Source organism: Nocardia panacis, from assembly GCF_003598715.1.
In the GTDB taxonomy this organism is placed as follows: domain Bacteria; phylum Actinomycetota; class Actinomycetes; order Mycobacteriales; family Mycobacteriaceae; genus Nocardia; species Nocardia panacis.
On sequence record NZ_QZFU01000016.1, the window covers coordinates 915,298 to 935,506 of the forward strand.

Annotated in this window: 18 protein-coding genes; 8 read left to right on the forward strand and 10 right to left on the reverse strand. The window is 66.3% G+C overall.

The window, feature by feature from the left end; all coding sequences use genetic code 11:
- The first annotated feature begins 2 nt into the window (after nt 1-2).
- Complete coding sequence (gene trxA, locus D5S18_RS12400) at nt 3-344, forward strand: thioredoxin (protein ID WP_120040057.1); 342 nt, start codon at nt 3-5, stop codon at nt 342-344.
- A 202-nt stretch (nt 345-546) separates the two neighbouring features.
- A complete protein-coding gene (locus D5S18_RS12405) occupies nt 547-1,734 on the forward strand; it encodes an N-acetylmuramoyl-L-alanine amidase (protein ID WP_120040059.1) in 1,188 nt (395 codons plus the stop codon).
- Between the two features lie 61 nt (nt 1,735-1,795).
- Here D5S18_RS12405 and D5S18_RS12410 read toward each other — a convergent pair whose 3' ends face one another.
- The 10 genes from D5S18_RS12410 to rpmH form a co-directional block, all read right to left on the reverse strand.
- Complete coding sequence (locus D5S18_RS12410) at nt 1,796-2,527, reverse strand: GNAT family N-acetyltransferase (RefSeq protein WP_120040061.1); 732 nt, start codon at nt 2,525-2,527, stop codon at nt 1,796-1,798.
- Between the two features lie 326 nt (nt 2,528-2,853).
- Entirely contained in the window at nt 2,854-3,873 is a 1,020-nt protein-coding gene (locus tag D5S18_RS12415) for a ParB/RepB/Spo0J family partition protein (RefSeq protein WP_120040064.1), read from the reverse strand.
- Between the two features lie 47 nt (nt 3,874-3,920).
- Entirely contained in the window at nt 3,921-4,874 is a 954-nt protein-coding gene (locus D5S18_RS12420; RefSeq protein ID WP_239003701.1) for a ParA family protein, read from the reverse strand.
- Between the two features lie 335 nt (nt 4,875-5,209).
- Complete coding sequence (locus D5S18_RS12425) at nt 5,210-5,410, reverse strand: hypothetical protein (protein WP_120040068.1); 201 nt, start codon at nt 5,408-5,410, stop codon at nt 5,210-5,212.
- Between the two features lie 398 nt (nt 5,411-5,808).
- Nucleotides 5,809-6,537, reverse strand: a complete 729-nt coding sequence (rsmG, locus tag D5S18_RS12430) for a 16S rRNA (guanine(527)-N(7))-methyltransferase RsmG (RefSeq protein WP_120040070.1) — start codon at nt 6,535-6,537, stop codon at nt 5,809-5,811.
- Nucleotides 6,538-6,635: 98 nt separating this feature from the next.
- Nucleotides 6,636-7,196, reverse strand: coding sequence for a Jag family protein (locus D5S18_RS12435; protein WP_439651109.1), 561 nt, complete (start codon nt 7,194-7,196; stop codon nt 6,636-6,638).
- 66 nt (nt 7,197-7,262) lie between these two features.
- The gene (yidC, locus tag D5S18_RS12440; RefSeq protein ID WP_120040074.1) at nt 7,263-8,375 is read right to left on the reverse strand and encodes a membrane protein insertase YidC; all 1,113 of its coding nucleotides are present in this window, start codon (nt 8,373-8,375) and stop codon (nt 7,263-7,265) included.
- Between the two features lie 4 nt (nt 8,376-8,379).
- Nucleotides 8,380-8,730, reverse strand: coding sequence for a membrane protein insertion efficiency factor YidD (gene yidD / locus D5S18_RS12445; protein WP_239003737.1), 351 nt, complete (start codon nt 8,728-8,730; stop codon nt 8,380-8,382).
- A 101-nt stretch (nt 8,731-8,831) separates the two neighbouring features.
- Entirely contained in the window at nt 8,832-9,278 is a 447-nt protein-coding gene (gene rnpA, locus D5S18_RS12450) for a ribonuclease P protein component (RefSeq protein ID WP_120040078.1), read from the reverse strand.
- Nucleotides 9,279-9,299: 21 nt separating this feature from the next.
- Nucleotides 9,300-9,443 carry a 50S ribosomal protein L34 gene (rpmH, locus tag D5S18_RS12455; protein ID WP_081880771.1) on the reverse strand — a complete coding sequence of 48 codons (144 nt, stop codon included), beginning with the start codon at nt 9,441-9,443 and terminating at the stop codon, nt 9,300-9,302.
- A 658-nt stretch (nt 9,444-10,101) separates the two neighbouring features.
- On the opposite strand from rpmH, the gene dnaA reads away from it, so the two are divergent.
- From dnaA to gyrB, 6 genes are all read left to right on the forward strand, one after another.
- The gene (gene dnaA, locus D5S18_RS12460) at nt 10,102-12,186 is read left to right on the forward strand and encodes a chromosomal replication initiator protein DnaA (protein ID WP_120040080.1); all 2,085 of its coding nucleotides are present in this window, start codon (nt 10,102-10,104) and stop codon (nt 12,184-12,186) included.
- A 902-nt stretch (nt 12,187-13,088) separates the two neighbouring features.
- Complete coding sequence (dnaN, locus tag D5S18_RS12465) at nt 13,089-14,264, forward strand: DNA polymerase III subunit beta (protein WP_120040082.1); 1,176 nt, start codon at nt 13,089-13,091, stop codon at nt 14,262-14,264.
- Nucleotides 14,265-15,452 carry a DNA replication/repair protein RecF gene (gene recF / locus D5S18_RS12470; RefSeq protein WP_120040084.1) on the forward strand — a complete coding sequence of 396 codons (1,188 nt, stop codon included), beginning with the start codon at nt 14,265-14,267 and terminating at the stop codon, nt 15,450-15,452.
- A 542-nt stretch (nt 15,453-15,994) separates the two neighbouring features.
- Nucleotides 15,995-16,570 (forward strand): DUF721 family protein, encoded by a 576-nt coding sequence (locus D5S18_RS12475; protein ID WP_120040086.1) that lies wholly within the window; start codon nt 15,995-15,997, stop codon nt 16,568-16,570.
- Nucleotides 16,571-16,797: 227 nt separating this feature from the next.
- A complete protein-coding gene (locus D5S18_RS12480; RefSeq protein ID WP_120040088.1) occupies nt 16,798-17,700 on the forward strand; it encodes an alpha/beta fold hydrolase in 903 nt (300 codons plus the stop codon).
- A 417-nt stretch (nt 17,701-18,117) separates the two neighbouring features.
- The gene (gene gyrB / locus D5S18_RS12485) at nt 18,118-20,160 is read left to right on the forward strand and encodes a DNA topoisomerase (ATP-hydrolyzing) subunit B (protein ID WP_120040090.1); all 2,043 of its coding nucleotides are present in this window, start codon (nt 18,118-18,120) and stop codon (nt 20,158-20,160) included.
- The last annotated feature ends 49 nt before the right edge of the window (nt 20,161-20,209 follow it).

Consider the following 20,209-nt stretch of genomic DNA (forward strand, 5'->3'; position numbering starts at 1 on the left):
CCATGGCAGATTCCGCTGCCCACCAGAACACGGTTACCGTGACCGACGCCTCCTTCGCCGACGACGTGCTGCTCAACGACAAGCCCGTACTCGTCGATTTCTGGGCGGACTGGTGCGGCCCGTGCAAGATGGTCGCCCCGGTGCTGGAGGAGATCGCCGTCACCCACGCCGACAAGCTGGTGATCGCCAAGCTCGATGTGGATGCCAACCCCGAGACCACGATCCATTATGAGGTCCAGTCGATGCCCACTATGCTGCTGTTCCGCGGCGGCCAACCGGTCAAGGCGATCGTCGGGGCCAAGGGCAAGGCAGCCCTGCTGCGCGAGTTGGCGGAGTTCCTCTGAGCCAGGCGGAGATCCGCTGAAGAGGTAGGGTCACGGCGTCAAACGCCGCCGAGATCCAACGACGCGCCGTAGGATGCCTGGGCACGGGATTGCCGAATTCCGGTCCGGGTCTGAGACAATCGACCACGCTCCGGTCGTGCGCAGAGGTGTATCTCTCGCATGGGTGGGTACCCGGAATCTCGGAAGGAAAGGGCTCTCACGCATGCACCGACTTCGTCACGGCGATACCGGTCCAGCCGTAGCAGAGGTTCGGAGCACCCTGGCAAGTCTCGGGTTCCTGCTCGCGCACGGCACCGATCACGCCGAGGCGCAGTATTGGAAAGATACCGAAGCGTCTTTCGACCACCATCTCGATTCCGCGGTGCGCGCCTTCCAGCAGCACCGCGGACTGCTGGTAGACGGGGTTGTCGGCCCGGCCACCTATCGCGCGCTGAAGGAAGCGTCCTACCGCCTCGGCGCGCGCACGCTGATCTATCAGCTCTCCGCCCCGCTCTACGGCGACGATGTGGCCACCCTGCAGCGAAGATTGCAGGATCTCGGCTTCTATGTGCACCGCATCGACGGCTACTTCGGCCCGCACACCCATGACGCGCTCTCGGCCTTCCAGCGCGAGATCGGCCTGTCCGCCGATGGGATCTGCGGGCCGGACACCCTGCGCTCACTGGATCTGCTCGGCGCGCGTGTCACCGGCGGCAACCCGCACCGCATCGCCGAGGAGGAGGTGGTGCATCGGGCCGGGCCGCAGCTCACCGGTAAGCGGATCGTCATCGATCCGGGTCTGGGCGGGCCGGATCGGGGCTGGGGTGTCCCCACCGAATTCGGCGATGTCTACGAGTCGGAGATCCTGTGGGATCTGGCCAGTCGCCTCGAGGGCCGCATGGCCGCCACGGGGATGGAAACCTTCCTGTCCCGCCCATGGGGTGCCAATCCCAACGACGCCGAGCGGGCCGACACCTCCAACGCCTTCGACGCCGACCTGATGATCTCGCTGCGCTGCGCCACCAATCCGAGTCCGTCGGCCAATGGCGTCGCCAGTTTCCATTTCGGCAATTCGCACGGTTCCACCTCGATGATCGGCCAGGTGCTGGCCGGTTTCATCCAGCGCGAGGTGGTGGCACGCACCTCCCTGCAGGACTGCCGCACCCACGCGCGCACCTGGGATCTGCTGCGGCTGACCAAAATGCCGACGGTGCAGGTCGATATCGGTTATCTCACCAACGAATACGACGGTGGGGTGCTCACCAATCCGCGGATGCGGGATGTGATCGCCGAGGCCATCCTCATCTCGGTCAAGCGGTTGTATCTGCTCGGCCAGGACGACCAGCCCACGGGCACCTACACTTTCGCAGAACTGCTGGCCGAGGAGTTGGCCGCGGCCGACCGCATGTAGTCGCCGATCCACCGCAGGTGCCCCGTCGATTCGGCGGGGCACCTTCTCGTCGCCCGACAGGTTATCTGGCGCCCGCTCGGGTCGGCGCGCTCATGGACGCGGCGGCGAGCAGTTGATCGAGTGCCCGCTCCACATCCTCCTTCCATCCGTGATCGGAGTTGAGCTCCAGGCGCAGCCGGGGGAAGCGGTGATGCGGTGCGATCACCTCGAATCCGCAGTCCTCCAGGAAATCCGCGTCGATCATGCAGGTCTCGGGGGAGCATTCGGCGGTGGCGCGGGAGGCCAGCGGGTCACGCTGCGGCGAGTCGATCCGCTCCAGCAGCCGCATCGACCCGGCGGCGCGCTCGGTCAGCGCGGTGGCCGGGGGAGCGAGCCGGATCCCGAACGCTTCCAAAGCGCGCACGCCGCGCCGGACCAGATCGGCCACCACGGCTTGAATCAGCCGATGGGGGAGATCGGTGTCCCGGTGCGGGAATTCGGCGCGCAGCGTGGTCAGCAGGATCGCGTCCGGGCTCACGGGGGAGGTGGGGAACAGGCCTGCGCGCGGCACGACGCGCGGCGGGGCGTAGAGCGCGCACCCGGCGGCCGCGCCGTCGACGGAGGCGACCTGACCGCACGAACCCCATTCCAGCATGACCGTCGACAGCCATGCCTCCTTCTCGAACACGGGATCGCTGAAGCCGCGACAGTCCGCGGCGATCGCCGGATCCATCTCCCAGAACACGCATCGCCGGGCGTGTGCGGGCAGCATATCCAGACCGCCGAGGGTCAATGCTGTGACGCTGGTCGACACCGCTCTGCTCAGCCTCCAGCCATTCGATTCGTTCACGCGCTCGCCGCCTGCCCGGCGACGAGCCCCGGCGGGTGTGCGGCGGGCGGATATTCGGTTCGCTCGCCGCGTCGGTTCGCACCCGCGTCGGTACTTTCTCGCCAGCAAGAATATGCGATCAACGAGAACCCGCCTCATTCCACGTCACTGTGCTGTTGGGTCAGGTGTGATGTTCGATGATCGCCGCGCATTTCTCGTGGTGGCGCGCCCGCGCGATTCATCGTCACAGTGACGCTTCTTCGCCTGGTGCCGGATCATCGGAACACCGAGCCGATTCGGCCCGATTTTAGCTACGAACCGAGCTGCCCCTGCATCAGTTCGTAGATACGCTCCAGATCCTCGAGCGATCCGAATTCGACGACGATCTTCCCCTTGCGTTTACCCATGCTCACGACCACGCGGGTATCGAAGGAATTCGACAACTTATCGGCGACCTTCTGCAAACCCGGCATCTCGATCGGCTTGCGGCGGGGAGCGGGCTCCTCGTCGGCATCGAGCAGGCGCGCAGGCTCCCGATTCGCCAACATGACCGTTTCCTCGGTGGACCGCACCGACATACCCTCGGCCACAATGCGCTTGGCGAGCTCCTCCTGCGCGGCCGCACCGGCCTCCAGACTGAGCAGCGCCCGACCGTGCCCGGCCGAGAGAATGCCACTCGCGAGTCGACTCTGCACCGAGACCGGGAGCTTCAGCAGCCGAATCATATTGGTGATCACCGGACGCGAACGCCCGAGCCGCCGAGCCAACTCGTCGTGGGTGACGCCGAACTCCTCCAGCAGTTGCTGATAGGCCGCCGCCTCTTCCAGCGGATTGAGCTGGACCCGATGAATATTCTCCAGCAGCGCGTCCCGCAGCATGGATTCGTCGGCGGTCTCCCGAACAATGGCCGGGATCGAGGTCAGGCCCGCCTCCTGGCAGGCACGCCAGCGCCGCTCGCCCATGACGAGCTGATACTTGTCGGTGCCCTCCAGACGGCGCACCACGATCGGCTGCATCAGTCCGAACTCACGAATCGAGTGGACCAGCTCGCCGAGCGCCTCCTCCTCGAAGTACTGGCGCGGCTGCTTGGGATTGGCCTCGATCTGATCGGTGCCGATCTCGCGGTAACTGGCGCCGCCCGCCGCGAGCTCCGTCGCCTCCTCGGGCAGATCGGGGACGCGATGCAGATAGGCCGAAGCCGGTTGCGGGCCAATCGGATCCAGACCCATCACACTGGCCGCCGAGGCGCTGAGCCCCGGCGCGACCTCGGGTGCCGTCGGAATCAGCGCGGCCAGGCCGCGCCCGAGTCCGCCCTTCTTTGCCTGACTCATCGCCTACCGGCCCCTTCCTCGTTGCCAACCACCGCCGCTACCGCGACTCACGCCGCGCCGTCCGCGCCATCTCGGCGAGCCAGCGCACGCGCGGCCATTTCGCGACCCGCGTCGAGATAACTCATCGCGCCCCGCGAACCGGGATCATAATCGAGCACCGTCATGCCATAGCCCGGCGCCTCGGACACCTTCACACTGCGCGGAATCACCGAGCGCAGCACCACATCTCCGAAGTGAGCGCGCACCTCCTCCGCGACCTGATCGGCCAATTTGGTCCGGCCGTCGTACATGGTGAGGATGACGGTGGACACATGCAGTTCCGGATTCAGATGCGACTGCACCAGGCCGATATTGCGGAGCAACTGCCCCACCCCCTCCAGCGCGTAGTACTCGCACTGAATCGGGATCAGCACCTCCTTGGCCGCCACCATCGCATTGACGGTGAGCAGACCCAGCGACGGCGGGCAGTCGATCATCACGTAGTCGATGTCGTACCCGGCGATATTCGCCTCCTGAATGGCCGTCTTGAGACGACCCTCGCGGGCCACCATGGAGACCAATTCGATTTCGGCGCCGGCCAGATCGATGGTGGCCGGAATGCACAGCAGCCGCTCACTGTGCGGGCTCTGCTGAATCGCCTCCTTGACCGACACCTCACCGATCAGCAGTTCATAGCTGGACGGAACACCGGAGTGGTGATCGATACCGAGGGCGGTGCTGGCATTGCCCTGCGGATCGAGATCGATTACCAGCACGGTCATTCCCTGATGCGCCAACGCGGCGGCCAAATTGACCGCGGTGGTTGTCTTCCCGACACCACCCTTCTGATTGGCGATGGTGATGATGCGCTGCTCATGCGGTTTCGGCACTGTCACCTTTCCTGGATGCAAGATCTGACTGGCGCGCTGAGCCTCCGCGGCGATCGGGGTCTCACTGGGGGAGATATGCCCGAACGGCGTACTTCCGAAGGTATCCGTGTCGACGCTGCTGGAGTCCAGCATCCCCGGCACTCGGGACGCTGTTTCCCGTGAAACATTCGTCGGCCCGTTCGACATTAGACAGCTCCTAACCGAGAACTCCAGATCACGCGCGACCGACGAAGGCGTCGGTGCCGTGTCGTAAACATCTGTGTCGGAGGGAACATGATGCTCAATCGGAACCCGCGGCGACCGATCGACCGAGCGGAGCTCTCGCCGCTGTGACACTCACGTGGGGCCCACGCTCACGCCCGACGCCCCATAGCTTGCCAGCCCCGAGCGCGATTAGAAAGCTGAATCGCGGCACGCCGCATCCGACACGCAAATCTGTCCGAATTCGACGCACCCCTACCAATGTTTCACGGGAAACGCCGACCCGTCTCGACGCTCAATCCCACCGCGCCACCGAAGATTTGGTCGACCAGGATCGAAGCACCGGACTCGATGTCGGAACAATCAACGAGCGAGGATGCGGTCTGCAATGTTCCACGGGAAACAACGTCGCCGCCCGTCGCCCCGCCAAACCTCTTGCCGGTACGCCGATTAGCGAACAGCCCCATTCCGCCCACCCAATACCATCCCGGACCGCACTTCAATCAGACGGGCACATAACCAGATTCAGCAGCCACACCCATCGCCCATCACGGCCATCTCCGACCATGTCCACACATTCAACATGTCACCGTGACGAATCACGCCTGACTGAGGGGGCATCCCAATAGCCGACTCGATGTCGCCTTGATGGCGATGCCGCGATCGGGCGGTGCTGCGGAAGCCGCGATCGGGCGGTGCTGCGGAAGCCGCGATCGGGCGGTGCTGCGGAAGCCGCGATCGGGCGGTGCTGCGGAAGCCGCGATCGGGCGGTGCTGCGGAAGCCGCGATCGGGCGGTGCTGCCCGGATCGGCTGGCCGATCCGGGCTAGCAGCCAAATGTGAGGGCGAGGGGGTGGGGGAGTGGACTACCGACCCTTGCGGGCGATCCGACCGCTCTTGACGCGCTCGATGCGACGCAGCGGTCCGCGTTCGGATCGGGGTAGCCGCTCGGCACTGACCACCACCGTGGGGGTTTCGAGAAGGCCGACTCCGCATTCGAGTACCGAGGCGTGGCCCGCCCCGGCGCGACTCAAAGCTTCGGCGTCGCGCTCGATTTCCTCGGCCGCGCTCACCCCCTTGAGTGCCAACATTCGCCCGTGGTCGCGGAGCAGCGGCAGCGACCACTGCGCCAGCTTGGCCAGGGGAGCGACGGCGCGCGAGGTCACCACTTCGGCGCCGCCCGCTTCTTTCAGCACCCCGGATTGTTCGGCGCGGCCGCGCACGACGGTGATGTCCAGTCCGACCGCCTCGATGAATTCGCTCAGGAAGACGGTGCGGCGCAGCAGTGGTTCGACCAGGGTGATCCGGAGGTCCGGCCTGGCGATGGCGAGCGGGATGCCGGGAAGTCCGGCGCCGCTGCCGATATCGACGACGGTCGCGCCCTCGGCGATCAATTCGCCGACCACCGCGCAGTTGAGGATGTGGCGGTCCCAGAGGCGGGGGACCTCTCGCGGTCCGATCAGTCCGCGCTCCACACCGGAGGTCGCGAGGACGGCGCAGTAGCGCCGGGCGAGATCCAGTCGGTCACCGAAGATCGTCGCGGCGACGGCCGGCTCGGCGGGCGACGCGGCGGCATCTCGTTCCACGTGAAACATCCTTCCGAGAAATATGGAAAGGGCCCCCGGTCCGAAGACCAGAGGCCCTATCCAACCATCCTTTGTTCGGCCGCCAAAGATGGCGTCCCCGAACGCTTTCAGGAGGGCACGACCACCACGTGTCGATTCGGCTCCACACCCTCGCTCTCGCTGGAGACTCCGTCGACCGCCGCCACCGCGTCGTGCACGATCTTGCGCTCGAACGGCGTCATCGGGGCCAGCGGCTCCGGCGCACCGGATTCCAGCACCCGCTGCGCGGCGGCGGTGCCCAGCGCGCTCAGTTCGGACCGACGGCCGGCCCGCCAGCCCGCCACATCGAGCATGAGCCTGCTGCGCACTCCGGTGGCCTGCTGCACGGCGAGCCGGGTCAGCTCCTGCAGCGCGTCCAGCACCTCGCCATTGCGGCCGACGAGCTTGGACAGATCGCGACCGCCGTCGATGCTCACCACCGCTCGATCGCCCTCCACATCGAGATCGATATCGCCGTCGAAGTCGAGCACGTCGAGCAACTGCTCCAGGTAGTCGCCCGCGATCTCCCCCTCCTCGATGAGGGCTTCCTCGGTATCGCCCGCGGCGTCCGCGACATCCGCGACGTCCGAGTCGGTCCCTGTCATCGTCGTCGCCACTGTGGCGTCCCCTCCGTCGGTCTCAACAGTCATTTGATTTCCTTCATCTGCTCATCGCGGTCGCGCACCGAGCGCCGCCCGCGATTCACCGGATCCGTCTCAGCGTCGCCGCTTCTGATTCGCGCGGCCGCGGTTGCCCGGACGCCGCTGCCCGCTCGACCGGCGCTGCCCGCTCGACTTCGGGGCGCGCGCGGCTGAGGTGCCATTCGTCGACGGGGCGTCCTGCAGTTCCTCGGCATCTTTCAGATTCGCCGGATCGACCGCGGCGTCCTCGAGTTGGGTCGCCGACTTCTTGCGCGGATCGAGGGGTTTGGCTCCCGGCTTGGGCGCGTTCTGCGCCCGCTTCTCCAGCACCTCCAGCCGCTTGGCCTCGTCCTCCTTGGCCATGCGACCGAAGACGAGATGCTGCTGCCCGTAGGTCCAGATGTTGTTGGAGACCCAGTAGAGCAGGATGGCGATCGGCAGGAAGGGACCACCGACCATCACGCCGAGCGGGAAGACGTAGAGCGCGAGCTTGTTCATGATCGCGGCCTGGGGGTTGGCCGCGGCCTCCGCCGTCTGCCTGGCCACCGAGGCGCGCGCGTTGAAGTGCGTCGCCAACCCGGCGATCACCATGAGCGGTATCGCCACCAGCGCGATGCTGAGTTTGGTGGGCACACCGCCGTAGTGGGCGAAGGCCTGCAACTCGTTGACGGGGGTGGTGATGAACGCCGAGATCGGGGCGCCGAAGATGCGGGCGCTCAGGAAGGACTGCACATCCGTGACGCTGAAGAGGTAGTTGGCCGTATTCGCGTTCTGCTCCGGCGTCATACCGAGCTGACCGATACCGTGGCCGGTGCGGTTGAACGAGCGCAGCACATGGAACAGACCGAGGAAGACCGGCACCTGCGCCAGGACCGGCAGGCAGCCCATGAGCGGGTTGAAGCCGTTCTCCTTCTGGAGCTTCTGCATCTCGGTCGCCATCTTCTGGCGATCGTTCTTGTATTTCTTCTGCAGCTCCTTGATCTTGGGCTGCAACTCCTGCATCTGCTTGGTGGTGCGGACCTGCTTCACGAACGGCTTGTAGAGCACCAAGCGCAGCGTGAAGACCAGGAACACCACGGCGAGCGCCCAGGCGATACCGCTGTCCTTGCCGAGGCCCGGCACGGCCGCGAAGACCCGGTGCCAGAACCAGAGGATCGCGGACACCGCGTAATAGATGATGTCGAGCACGGCTCTATGAACTCCCGTCGTTCGTGTCGCGGATCACCGCGCGCGGTGATCCTTTCCAAGCCTTCGAGTCCGCCGGTTCGGCGCTCGACCCGTCACCGGCGGCGTGGCGCTCGTGCTGCCGACGCTCCGGGACGGGATCCCACCCACCAGGGTGCCAGGGCGCGCATTTGGCCAGGCGCACGACCGTCAATCCGAGGCCGATGACCAGGCCGCGGGTGCGCAGCGCCGTCACCGCGTATTCGCTACAGGTGGGGGTGAATCGGCAGACCGGCATGCGGGTGGGGGAGACGTAGGTCCGATACAGCTCGATCAGGAAGATCAGAATATGCGCCGGGATTCGCGCGGCCCGACGCAGGAGGGCACGGACGCGTTCCCGACGCGGGAGGGCACCGGCGGAAGGCCGTTCGACCTGCGCGGCCGGGCCGTCGCCGGGCCGTTGGGAGTCCATGGACTCGCTCACGGTCGACCGCCCGATCCCGCACCGATCGCGGTGCCCGGATCGTGGGCGACGCCGAGTTTGCGCAATGCGCCGCGCAGTTGTCGGAGCAGATCCTCCGCGTCGACCGTCGCCGCGCCCGGCAGGGCGCGAATCACGATATCGGCCTCGGCGGGCAGCTCCTGAAGCAACCGGGCGCACATATGACGCAGGCGGCGGGCCACCCGGTGGCGTACCACCGCGTTACCCACCGCCTTGCTGACAATCAATCCGAAACGCGGTCCGCCAACGCGAACCGCCGGTCCGGCCGAAGCCGGACCGTCTTCTCGTCCACTCGCGCCCGCGCTCGCGTCATACCCGTGCACCAGCACGTGCACGACCAGGTCGCGCCTCCCGATTCGCTGGCCGCGGCGCACCGTCCGGGAGAAGTCGGCACGATGATGCAACCGATACGGCTCAGGCAACACCCGAGCGTCCGAGAGGGAGAATCATGCAGTGAGCTCGCCGCGGCCCTTGCGGCGGCGCGCCGACACGATGGCGCGGCCCGCGCGGGTCCGCATCCGGAGCCGGAAGCCGTGCACCCGCGCCCGACGACGGTTGTTCGGCTGGAACGTCCGCTTGCCCTTGGCCACGGTCAACACTCCTCAGGTTGGCGGGCACCCTGCGGTGCCCGAAGTTTGTTCGGTGCTACGTATGTTTTGGATACGTATTCGCGATGAATCACACGGATGGTCATCATCGGCGCGACAGCCCTGGCGCTCAGTCGGCCGACTCACGACCGCATACGGTCAGCACAGGACCGTCACCGCACCAATGGGTGACTGTACGAGGGTACTGATCGGCCCATACGGGGTCAAACTCGGCCCCCATCGACTGGCGTGCGCCGCGTCGAGCCGCTATGGTTCTGGCTCCGAGCGTTCGGGCCGGTGTGCGACACACCCGGCACCGCACATTCGTCCACACCCCTGACCGCACCGCCACCCGAGCGCCGAGCGCTTGCCGAAAGATTGCCACATAAGCCCTGGTCAGGGGGACTATTATCCGGTGTGGATAGCGTGTATTCACATCTCCCCAGAGTTCTCCACATCTGTGGATAATTGTGTGGAAAGCCCACCGGGGTGGCATATTCGTAGGGCCGACGGTGCCCACGCCGCTGCCCGGACGGGGGATCCGAACAGCGTTCGAACCGGTTCACGGACGTACGCGGAATCACAGAACCTTTCCACTCCGGTGGATATCCCGCGTGCCCCGGCCGTCGCTACCATCGACTACTCCGGGGAGGCAAGGGCATTGGACGACGAGCAGAACGTGTTGGCCACCGTATGGCCCGAGGTGGTTGCGGAGCTCACCTCCGGCTCGCCGGACGGTGCCATCCCGGCCGTCACCAGAGCCCAGCAGGCATGGTTGAAACTGGTCAAACCACTCACCGTCGCCCAGGGTTTCGCGCTGCTGTCGGTCCCCTCCTCGCTGGCGCAGGAGGCGATCGAGCGCGATCTGCGCGAACCCATCCTCCGCTCGCTGGGCCGTCGGCTCGGTCCGCAGGTCGAGGGTCTCGGCGTGCGCATCGCCGCACCCGCCGCCGCACCCGCCGAACGTTCGAACGCCAACCCGCGCCACGCCAGGATGACCAGCCGCCCCGAGCCGCGTCGGGACAATGGCCGCGGCCAGAACGGCTATCCGCCGGTCGAGTACCAGGCGCGCACGGATTTTCCCGTGCCGCGCTATGCACAGCCGAACGACTATTCACAGCCCGGTGAGTACGCCCAGCCGGGTGACTATGCCCAAGCCGGTGAGTACGCCCAACCTGGTGAGTACTCCCAAGCCGGCGACTACGCCCAGCCCGGTGAGTACGCACAATCCGGTGAGTACGCCCAGCCCGGTGACTATGCCCCGGCGGGGGACTACACCCCGCCCAACGATTTCGCCTCGCAGGGCGAGTACCAGCAGCGCAGCGAATTCGGCACGGCCCCAAGCTATCCCGGAGGATCGGAGTACCCGTCCGAGTATCCCCAGTCCGCCGAGTACACCCGCGATACCGACTACCAGGCCCGCGAGGAGTACCCGGAGGATCGGCTGCCGGAACCGCCCGCCCCGCCCAGGCGCGAGGGCGGTGCGCAGCGCCGCGAATCCGCGATTCCGCCGGGGCAGGAGTCGCTGTTCACCCCGGAACCCCTCGCGCCGACGCGCGGCGTGCGCGAACCCGTCGAGGACGCCGATCACCGGCACGATTCGGTGCGCGAACCGGACTCGCACGACCAGGACGAACCGGTGGTCAAGGTGCGCAATCCGGCCTGGCCCACCTACTTCACCAAGAATTCCGAGCCGCAGCCCGCGCCGGCGCCGTCCTCGGCCAGCCTGAACGCCAAGTACACCTTCGAGACCTTCGTCATCGGCGCGTCCAATCGCTTCGCCCATGCCGCCGCGGTGGCCATCGCCGAGGCGCCCGCCCGCGCCTACAACCCGCTTTTCGTTTGGGGCGCTTCGGGTTTGGGCAAGACACACCTGCTGCACGCGGCGGGCCACTACGCCCAGCGGCTGTTTCCGGGTATGCGGGTGAAGTACGTGTCCACCGAGGAGTTCACCAACGACTTCATCAACAGCCTGCGCGACGACCGGAAGGTGGCCTTCAAACGCCGCTACCGGGAGACCGACATCCTGCTGGTGGACGATATCCAGTTCATCGAGGGCAAGGAGGGTATCCAGGAGGAGTTCTTCCACACCTTCAACACCCTCCACAATGCGAATAAGCAGATCGTCGTCTCCTCGGACCGGCCGCCCAAACAGTTGGCCACGCTGGAGGAGCGGCTGCGCACCCGGTTCGAATGGGGCCTGATCACCGATGTGCAACCGCCCGAGCTGGAGACCCGCATCGCGATCCTGCGCAAGAAGGCGCGGATGGACCGGCTCGACGTGCCCCACGATGTGCTGGAGCTGATCGCCAGCCGGGTCGAGCGCAATATCCGCGAGCTGGAGGGCGCGCTCATCCGGGTCACGGCCTTCGCCTCACTCAATGGTCAGCCGCTGGATCTCTCGCTGGCCGAGGTGGTGCTGCGCGATCTCATGCCCGATACCGCGGCGCTGGAGATCAACGCGGCCACGATCATGGCGGTCACCGCCGAGTACTTCAACACCACCCTCGAGGAGCTGACCGGCCCTGGTAAGGCGCGACCGCTGGCGCAGGCCCGGCAGATCGCGATGTACCTGTGCCGGGAACTCACCGACCTGTCACTGCCCAAGATCGGGCAGGCCTTCGGCCGCGACCACACCACGGTCATGTACGCCGAGAAGAAGGTGCGCAAGGAAATGACCGAGCGCCGCCGCGTGTACGACCAGGTACAGGAACTAACAGCCCGAATTAAACAGCGTTCGCGCTGAGCGTCATCCACAGCCCTCGCACCGCCTCTGACCAGGGGCGGTGCCTTTTTTTGCCCTGTGGAATCCTCGAGGAATTCTTGTGGAATCCTCGAGGAATCCTCGAGTTGTCCACCGGTTCCTCCACAGGTGTGGGTGCGGGCGGCGGCGCGGTTCACCAACAGGTGTGGATTCCACAGTTTGCACAGGTAGCACTATCCATAGGCGCTGACCTGCCTAGATGGCCGATCCGGCCTGTGGATTCCTCGAGGAATCCCTGGGGAATCCTCGAGGAATCCTCGAGCTATCCACTGGTTGGTGCACAACTGTGCACAACCGGCCCAAAATGGTGGAACAACTCGAGGATGACTCGAGGATGAACTGTGGACGGGTTTCGGTACTCCACAGTTGCCACACGTTCATCCTCGAGTCACTCAACAGTCATCCCCGGGGCACCACACCGTATGAGCAGCCAAAACGACTGAACTCCACAGATTCCACAGGACCTATTACTACTTCAGTTCTTCTCATTAGAAATTTCTCTTGAAAACAGGCGTTGTGGAAAGTTCGTCGGAGCGGCCTCGGCACGAGGTGGGTTCAGAAGAGCGGCAAGGACGGAAGGGATCCGGGCCGAACCGTCTGTCGAACGCCGAGCCGTCGGCCGACCACAACTCCGTCGGCCGACCACAGCTCGACATCTTCGGGCGGGACAGACGAGGACGGGCACAATGTCCGGAGGGTCGGACTAGGACGACGTCGCCCGCGCGGGTACGGTTTGATGTCGGCCGCCCGTGCCAGAGTTTCGAGGCGGCGCTGTACACCCCCTTTCGAGTAGCTTGCGAGGGCAAGTCGATGTCAGCGACGCCGGCGACCACGAGCCGACCACACAGCACAGATCACGGAACCGGGAGAGGACAGATCGGGCGATGGAGCTTGCAAGCATGAAGTTTCGGGTCGCCCGCGAGGATTTCGCCGAATCCGTCGCCTGGGTGGCGCGCAGCCTGCCGTCCCGGCCGCCGGTCCCCGTGCTCGGCGGTGTGCTCCTGGCCGCCGACGAGAGCGGGCTGACGGTCTCCGGCTTCGACTACGAGGTGTCCGCGCAGATGCGGGTCGCCGCCGAGGTCGGGGGACCGGGTCAGGTGCTCGTCTCGGGTCGGCTGCTCGCCGATATCACCAAGGCGCTGTCGAACAAGCCGGTGGATGTCTCCGTGGACGGCACGCGGGTGCTGATCCAGTGCGGCAGCGCGAAGTTCTCGTTGCCCACCATGCCGGTCGAGGACTATCCCCAACTACCCGAGGTGCCGGAGCAGACCGGTGCGGTCGGCGTCGAGGTGTTCGCCGAGGCGGTCGGTCAGGTGGCCGTCGCCGCGGGCCGCGACGACACCCTGCCCATGCTCACCGGTATCCGGGTGGAGATCGAGGGTTCGAAGGTCGTCCTGGCCGCGACCGACAGGTTCCGGCTGGCGGTGCGCCACATCGAATGGCAGCCCACCCGCTCCGATATCGAGACCTCGGTGCTCATTCCGGCGCGCACCCTCTCCGAATCCGCCAAGACCCTGGGTCCCTCCGACGCCCCCGTCCAGCTCTCGCTGGGCACCGGCGCGGGCGCGGACGGTCTGCTCGGCATCGTCAATGCGGGCAGGCGCACCACCACCCGCCTGCTCGATGCCGAATTCCCCAAGTTCCGCCAGTTGCTCCCCAAGGAGCACACCTCCATTGCCACCCTCGCGGTGTCCGCGCTCACCGAGGCGATCAAGCGCGTCGCGCTGGTCGCCGAACGCGGCGCCCAGGTGCGCCTGGAGTTCTCCGGAGAGGGCCTGCTGCTCTCGGCGGGCGGCGATGACGCGGGCCGCGCCGAGGAGTGGCTGGAGGTCGATTTCCGCGGCGAGCCGCTGACCATCGCCTTCAATCCCGGCTACCTCGTCGATGGCCTGTCGGCGCTGCGATCGGACAGGGTGACCTTCGGATTCACCACCCCGAGCCGGCCTGCGGTCCTGCTGCCCGCCGCCGAGGAGGAGCCGCAGCCGCTGGATTCCGGCGCGTTCGCGGCGCTGTCGAGCGACTACATCTACCTGCTCATGCCGGTCCGGCTGCCGGGCTAAGTGTTCATTCGGTCGCTCTCGCTGCGCGATTTTCGTTCCTGGGCGCACTGCGAACTCGAATTATCCCCCGGCCGAACGGTTTTCCTGGGTTCGAACGGCAACGGCAAGACCAACCTGCTCGAGGCGGTCGGCTATCTGGCCACCCTCGCCTCGCACCGGGTGGCCGCCGATGCCCCGCTCATCCGCCTCGGCGCCGCGCAGGCGCGCATCGGGGCCACGGTGGTCAACGCGGGCCGGGAACTGCGGATCGATGTGGAGTTGAACCAGGGCGCGGCCAATCGCGCCCAGCTCAATCGGTCTCCGGTGCGGCGGACGCGCGAGGTTCTCGGCATCCTGCAGACGGTGTTGTTCGCGCCGGAGGATCTGGCGCTGGTGCGCGGCGATCCGAGCGAGCGCCGTCGCTTCATGGACGAGTTGTGCACAACTCGGCGGCCGCGGTTGGCCGGGGTGCGCGCCGACTACGACCGGGTGCTGCGGCAGCGCTCGGCATTGTTGAAAACCGCGGGCCGCCAAGCGCGTTCGCGTGCCGATTTGAGCACTCTGGATGTGTGGGACGGCCACCTGGCCACGCATGCGGGCGAGCTGCTCGCCGAGCGGCTGCGCCTGGTGCACGAACTTCATCCACATGTCGCACAGGCCTATCGGTCCATCGCTCCCGAATCCCGCGCCGCCGCGATCGGATACCGCAGCGGGTATCTGCCCGCCGAATTCCTGGATCCGGCGCGCCCGCCCGGCCCGGAGGATCCAGCGGAGCTCAAGCAGGTGGTGCTGCGGGAGTTGGCGGCGGCGCGACCGCGCGAATTGGATCGCGGGGTGTGCCTGGTCGGACCGCACCGCGACGATTTGGAGCTGATTCTGGGCGCGGCCCCGGCGAAAGGTTTCGCCAGCCACGGTGAGTCGTGGTCGTTCGCGCTGGCGCTGCGGCTCGGGGCGTTCGAACTGCTGCGCGAGTCCGGCACCGAACCCGTTCTGCTGCTCGACGACGTCTTCGCCGAGCTGGATCGTCGCCGCCGCGCCGCCCTGGCGGCGGTGGCCGCGGGCGCCGAACAGGTGCTGATCACCGCGGCGGTTCCCGAGGATGTCCCCCCGGAACTGGAGTCGGTGCCGCTGCGGGTGGAAACCTCCGGCGCCGAGGATCACCGGTCCTCACATATCGGCGCGGCCACTGCCGGACCGATCGTGGGATAAGTCGCGTGGATGCCCCGGTGACCCCAAGTTATCCACAGGCTTGTGGATAGGTGGGGGAGGACTGTGCGCACCTCGTGTTGGGGATTACAGCTATCCACCGGCCTGCCCGAAGGGCGGCGCGTTCTACGTGCTCGGACGCGGTGTGGAAGGAGTCCGAAGGCCACGATATCGATGGTCATAGCCGGTATTTGGCCACATTGGGATTGGGCACAGCCCGCGCGGCCCCGGTACTCGGCGGGACCGGAGGCGCTGCCGTACAGTTGCCCGTGCGCCGAGGTGAGCCGCCCCGACGCGCCGTTCTCCGCAGATTTATCCACAAGCCCTGTGGACAACTATGACCCGATCGCCGACTCCGGTGCGGTAGCAACCACTACCAGCGGTGCTCGACCGGAGGACGCGGCCGCGAAATCCCCTGTTAGCACAGGTGTTCGAGACCGGGCCTGTATGCGGACCGATGGAGCGCCCGCTGCGAGCAATATCACCAGGCACCTGGGGATAACTCAACAATTCTGTGGACAAACCAGTCGGGAAAGGAGTGCGCGATGACGGAAGAGCAGGGCGAGCGCGAATCCGGTGGCGACCGGCGGCCCGACGCCGAACCGGAATTGCGCGGGATCGACCTGGCCCGCCGCGCCCTGGAAGAGGCCAGGGCCGCCGCGCGGGCCAGCGGGAAATCGGTGGGCCAGGGCCGCGCCTCGCCCCGGCGCTCGTTGCGCGCCGGAGCCCGCAGGCGGACCGGCTGGTCGGGGGCGCGGCCCGACGATCGCGATCCACAACCGCTGTCCCGGCTGGCCACCTCCCTCGCCAAGAATCGCGGTTGGTCCGGAAAGGTCGCCGAGGGCACGGTTTTCGGTCGTTGGGCGGGGGTGGTGGGGGAGGAGATCGCCGATCACGCCACCCCGGTGACTTTGAAGGACGGCGTGCTCGGCATCACCGCCGAATCCACCGCCTGGGCCACCCAGCTGCGCATGCTGCAGAGCCAGATCCTGGCGAAGATCGCGGCGGCGGTCGGCAATGGCGTGGTCACCTCGCTGAAGATCTCCGGTCCGGCGGCGCCGAGCTGGCGCAAGGGTGAACGTCATATCAGGGGGCGCGGCCCGCGAGATACCTACGGATAGACGGGATCTGGTCCCGGTGTGTAACTCGGTGTTACATTCACTCCGTTGTCCACAAGAGATATCCACAGGCTGGTGAATGTGTGCGGCGACCTCGCCACGGCGACCGGCGTTTTCGGACACCCGTGCACAGGTGGATGTCAAAGCGGCCGTGGCAAGGGCACATTCGCGCCCGATGGGTGGCGAATCGCGTAACCGTTTCACGTGGAACCCGCGCCGAAGGGAATCCGATGACCAGCACCAGCCCGTTTCCGGCGGAGCCCACCCGCATCGTGCGGCGCGGCGGCGTCGAGCTCGCCGTCTTCGAGGCCGGTGCTCCGGCGGGTCCGCCGCTGATCCTGATCCACGGCTGGCCGGATACCCATCTGCTCTGGCGCCGGGTCGCCAACTTGCTCGCGGATCGTTTCCGCCTCATCGCCTTCGACAATCGCGGCGCGGGCGCGAGCACCGTGCCCGCCGCGGTCGCCGACTATCGACTGACTGAATTGGCCGCCGACGTTCTGGCGGTCGCCGATGCCACCGCACCCGATCGGCCGGTGCACATCTTGGGCCACGACTGGGGTTCGGTGATCGGCTGGGAAGTCGTGAGCACACCGGGCGCCGCCGCCCGGATCGCCACCTTCACCTCGGTATCCGGCCCGAATCTCGACTTCCTCGGTGCGTACCTGCGCGGCCCCTTCTCGCTCGCGCGACTGCGCGGCTCGCTGACCCAGGCGTTCGCCTCGTCCTATACGGTCGCCTTCCAGATTCCCGGACTGCCGAATCCGCTGCTGCGCGTGCTGTCTCGGCGCTGGCCGAAGTTCCTGGCCGGATTCGACGGCCTCGATCCGGCGGTTGTCGATCCGGCGCCGACTCTGCATGCCGACATGGTCAACAACCTGAAGCTCTATCGCGCCAATATTCGTTCACACCTGCAACATCCGAACCCGCGCCCGGTCGAGGTCCCGGTGCAGGTGATCGTTTCCACCGGTGACCCGGCCGTACGTCCGGTGGTGCACGCCGAGGCGGATCGGTGGGTGTCGGATCTCACCACCTCCGAGCTCGCGGCCCGGCACTGGTCGCCCCTGTCGCATCCGGCCGACCTGGCCGAGCGCACCGCCGAATTCGCGATCAAACATGAAGGAAAAGCCTGACCCGTTCGAAGGTCGTGCTCGCGCAGGATATTTCGGTCCGGACGTCCGGTTCATGATCGTCCGCCCTGGATGGCGGGACAGATTCGGACACCGCGCGGAACCCGAGTCGATCCGTTCGCGACCGGATGCGCCGGAAAGGTCCGAGCGCGCGGGAGGGGCCGCGAATCACCTCGAAGGGACAACCGGACTCGCGGCAATCCGATTTCTCGCATTCACGGAGCCGTCAGGGGTGTCGTAGGTACACCCTAGGATGGGCGTACCAGTAGGATGGTGGCGTAACTAGCGGCGATACCTTCGGCGCGTACCGCACAGCTCCGCACGAACCCGGAATTCTCGAACTGTCAAGAAGTATGGGTCTCGACGTGTGCTGTTCGACCGCTGCCTTCAGGATCAGCAAGTAAGGAGAGCTACCGACCAGTGGCTGCCAACGACTCCAACGCATCGGGCTCGAACTCCGGGCAGAACTATGGTGCCGCCTCCATCAAAGTCCTCGAGGGGCTCGAAGCGGTTCGCCTGCGCCCCGGCATGTATATCGGCTCCACCGGTGAGCGCGGCCTGCATCACCTGATCTGGGAGGTGGTCGACAACTCCGTCGACGAGGCGATGGCGGGCTACGCGACCAGGGTCGATGTGAAGCTGCTCGCCGACGGCGGCGTCGAGGTGGTCGACGACGGCCGCGGTATCCCGGTGGCCATGCATGAACAGGGCGTGCCGACCATCGAGGTCGTCATGACTCAATTGCACGCGGGCGGCAAGTTCGACTCCGATGCCTACGCGGTCTCCGGCGGTCTGCATGGCGTCGGCATCTCCGTGGTCAACGCGTTGTCCACCCGGCTGGAGGCCGAGGTCCGGACCGACGGCTACCACTGGAGCCAGACCTACAAGGACGCGGTCCCCGGCAAACTCGTCCAGGGCGAGCCGTCCAAGCAGACCGGCACCACCATTCGCTTCTGGGCCGATCCGCAGATCTTCGAGAGCACCACCTACAACTTCGAGACGGTGGCCCGCCGCCTGCAGGAGATGGCCTTCCTCAACAAGGGTCTGACCATCACCCTCACCGATGAGCGCGTCACCGCGAGCGATATCACCGATGAGGTGGTCAGCGAGACCGCCGAGGCGCCCAAGCATCTGGAGGAGGGCGCCGAGGAGGCCCCCGCGGCGCCGAAGGTCAAGACCCGCACCTACCACTATCCGGGTGGCCTGGAGGATTTCGTCCGCCACATCAACAGGACCAAGCAGCCCATCCATAATTCGGTGGTCGGCTTCACCGGCAAGGGCACCGGCCACGAGCTCGAGGTGGCGATGCAGTGGAACTCCGGCTATTCGGAGTCGGTGCACACCTTCGCCAACACCATCAACACCCACGAGGGCGGCACCCACGAGGAGGGTTTCCGCGCGGCGCTGACCACGGTGGTCAACAAGTACGCCAAGGACAAGAAGCTCATCAAGGACAAAGACGGCAACCTCACCGGCGACGATATTCGCGAGGGTCTCGCCGCGATCGTCAGCGTGAAGGTCAGCGAGCCGCAGTTCGAGGGCCAGACCAAGACGAAGCTGGGCAATACCGAGGTCAAATCCTTCGTGCAGCGCACCTGCAACGAGCACCTGGCGCACTGGTTCGAGGCCAATCCGGCCGATGCCAAAACCATTGTGAACAAGGCCGTTTCCTCCGCGCAGGCCCGTGTCGCGGCGCGCAAGGCGCGTGAGCTGGTGCGCCGCAAGAGCGCCACCGATCTGGGTGGCCTACCGGGCAAGCTGGCCGACTGCCGTTCCAAGGATCCGCAGAAGTCCGAGATCTACATCGTGGAGGGCGACTCCGCCGGTGGTTCGGCCAAATCCGGCCGCGACTCGATGTATCAGGCGATCCTGCCGCTGCGCGGCAAGATCATCAATGTGGAGAAGGCGCGCATCGACCGGGTTCTCAAGAACAACGAGGTCCAGTCGATCATCACCGCCTTCGGCACCGGTATCCACGACGAATTCGATATCAACAAGCTGCGCTATCACAAGATCGTGCTGATGGCCGACGCCGACGTCGACGGTCAGCACATCTCCACGCTGCTGTTGACGCTGCTGTTCCGGTTCATGCGTCCGCTCGTCGAGCACGGGCACGTCTACCTGGCGCAGCCGCCGCTGTACAAGCTCAAGTGGCAGCGCACCGAGCCGGAGTTCGCGTACTCCGATCGCGAGCGCGACGGCCTGATCGAGGCGGGCCTCGCCGCAGGGAAGAAGATCAACAAGGACGACGGCGTCCAGCGCTACAAAGGTCTCGGCGAGATGAACGCCAAGGAGCTGTGGGAGACCACCATGGATCCGGCGGTTCGGGTGCTGCGTCAAGTGACATTGGATGATGCCGCCGCCGCCGATGAACTGTTCTCCGTGCTGATGGGCGAGGACGTGGAGGCCCGGCGCAGCTTCATTACCCGCAATGCCAAGGACGTGCGCTTCCTCGATGTGTAGCCGGCGGGAATTCCGCTGCGACAGCGCCATTTCCGGCCAGGCTTCTAAG

Coding starts and splice junctions, on each gene's coding strand:
- trxA (WP_120040057.1), top strand. CDS start 3: ATGGCAGATTCCGCTGCCCACCAGAACACGGTTACCGTGACCGACGCC.
- D5S18_RS12405 (WP_120040059.1), top strand. CDS start 547: ATGCACCGACTTCGTCACGGCGATACCGGTCCAGCCGTAGCAGAGGTT.
- D5S18_RS12415 (WP_120040064.1), bottom strand. CDS start 3,873: ATGAGTCAGGCAAAGAAGGGCGGACTCGGGCGCGGCCTGGCCGCGCTG.
- D5S18_RS12420 (WP_239003701.1), bottom strand. CDS start 4,874: ATGCTGGACTCCAGCAGCGTCGACACGGATACCTTCGGAAGTACGCCG.
- D5S18_RS12425 (WP_120040068.1), bottom strand. CDS start 5,410: ATGGGGCTGTTCGCTAATCGGCGTACCGGCAAGAGGTTTGGCGGGGCG.
- rsmG (WP_120040070.1), bottom strand. CDS start 6,537: ATGTTTCACGTGGAACGAGATGCCGCCGCGTCGCCCGCCGAGCCGGCC.
- D5S18_RS12435 (WP_439651109.1), bottom strand. CDS start 7,196: ATGACTGTTGAGACCGACGGAGGGGACGCCACAGTGGCGACGACGATG.
- dnaN (WP_120040082.1), top strand. CDS start 13,089: ATGGAGCTTGCAAGCATGAAGTTTCGGGTCGCCCGCGAGGATTTCGCC.
- D5S18_RS12475 (WP_120040086.1), top strand. CDS start 15,995: ATGACGGAAGAGCAGGGCGAGCGCGAATCCGGTGGCGACCGGCGGCCC.
- D5S18_RS12480 (WP_120040088.1), top strand. CDS start 16,798: ATGACCAGCACCAGCCCGTTTCCGGCGGAGCCCACCCGCATCGTGCGG.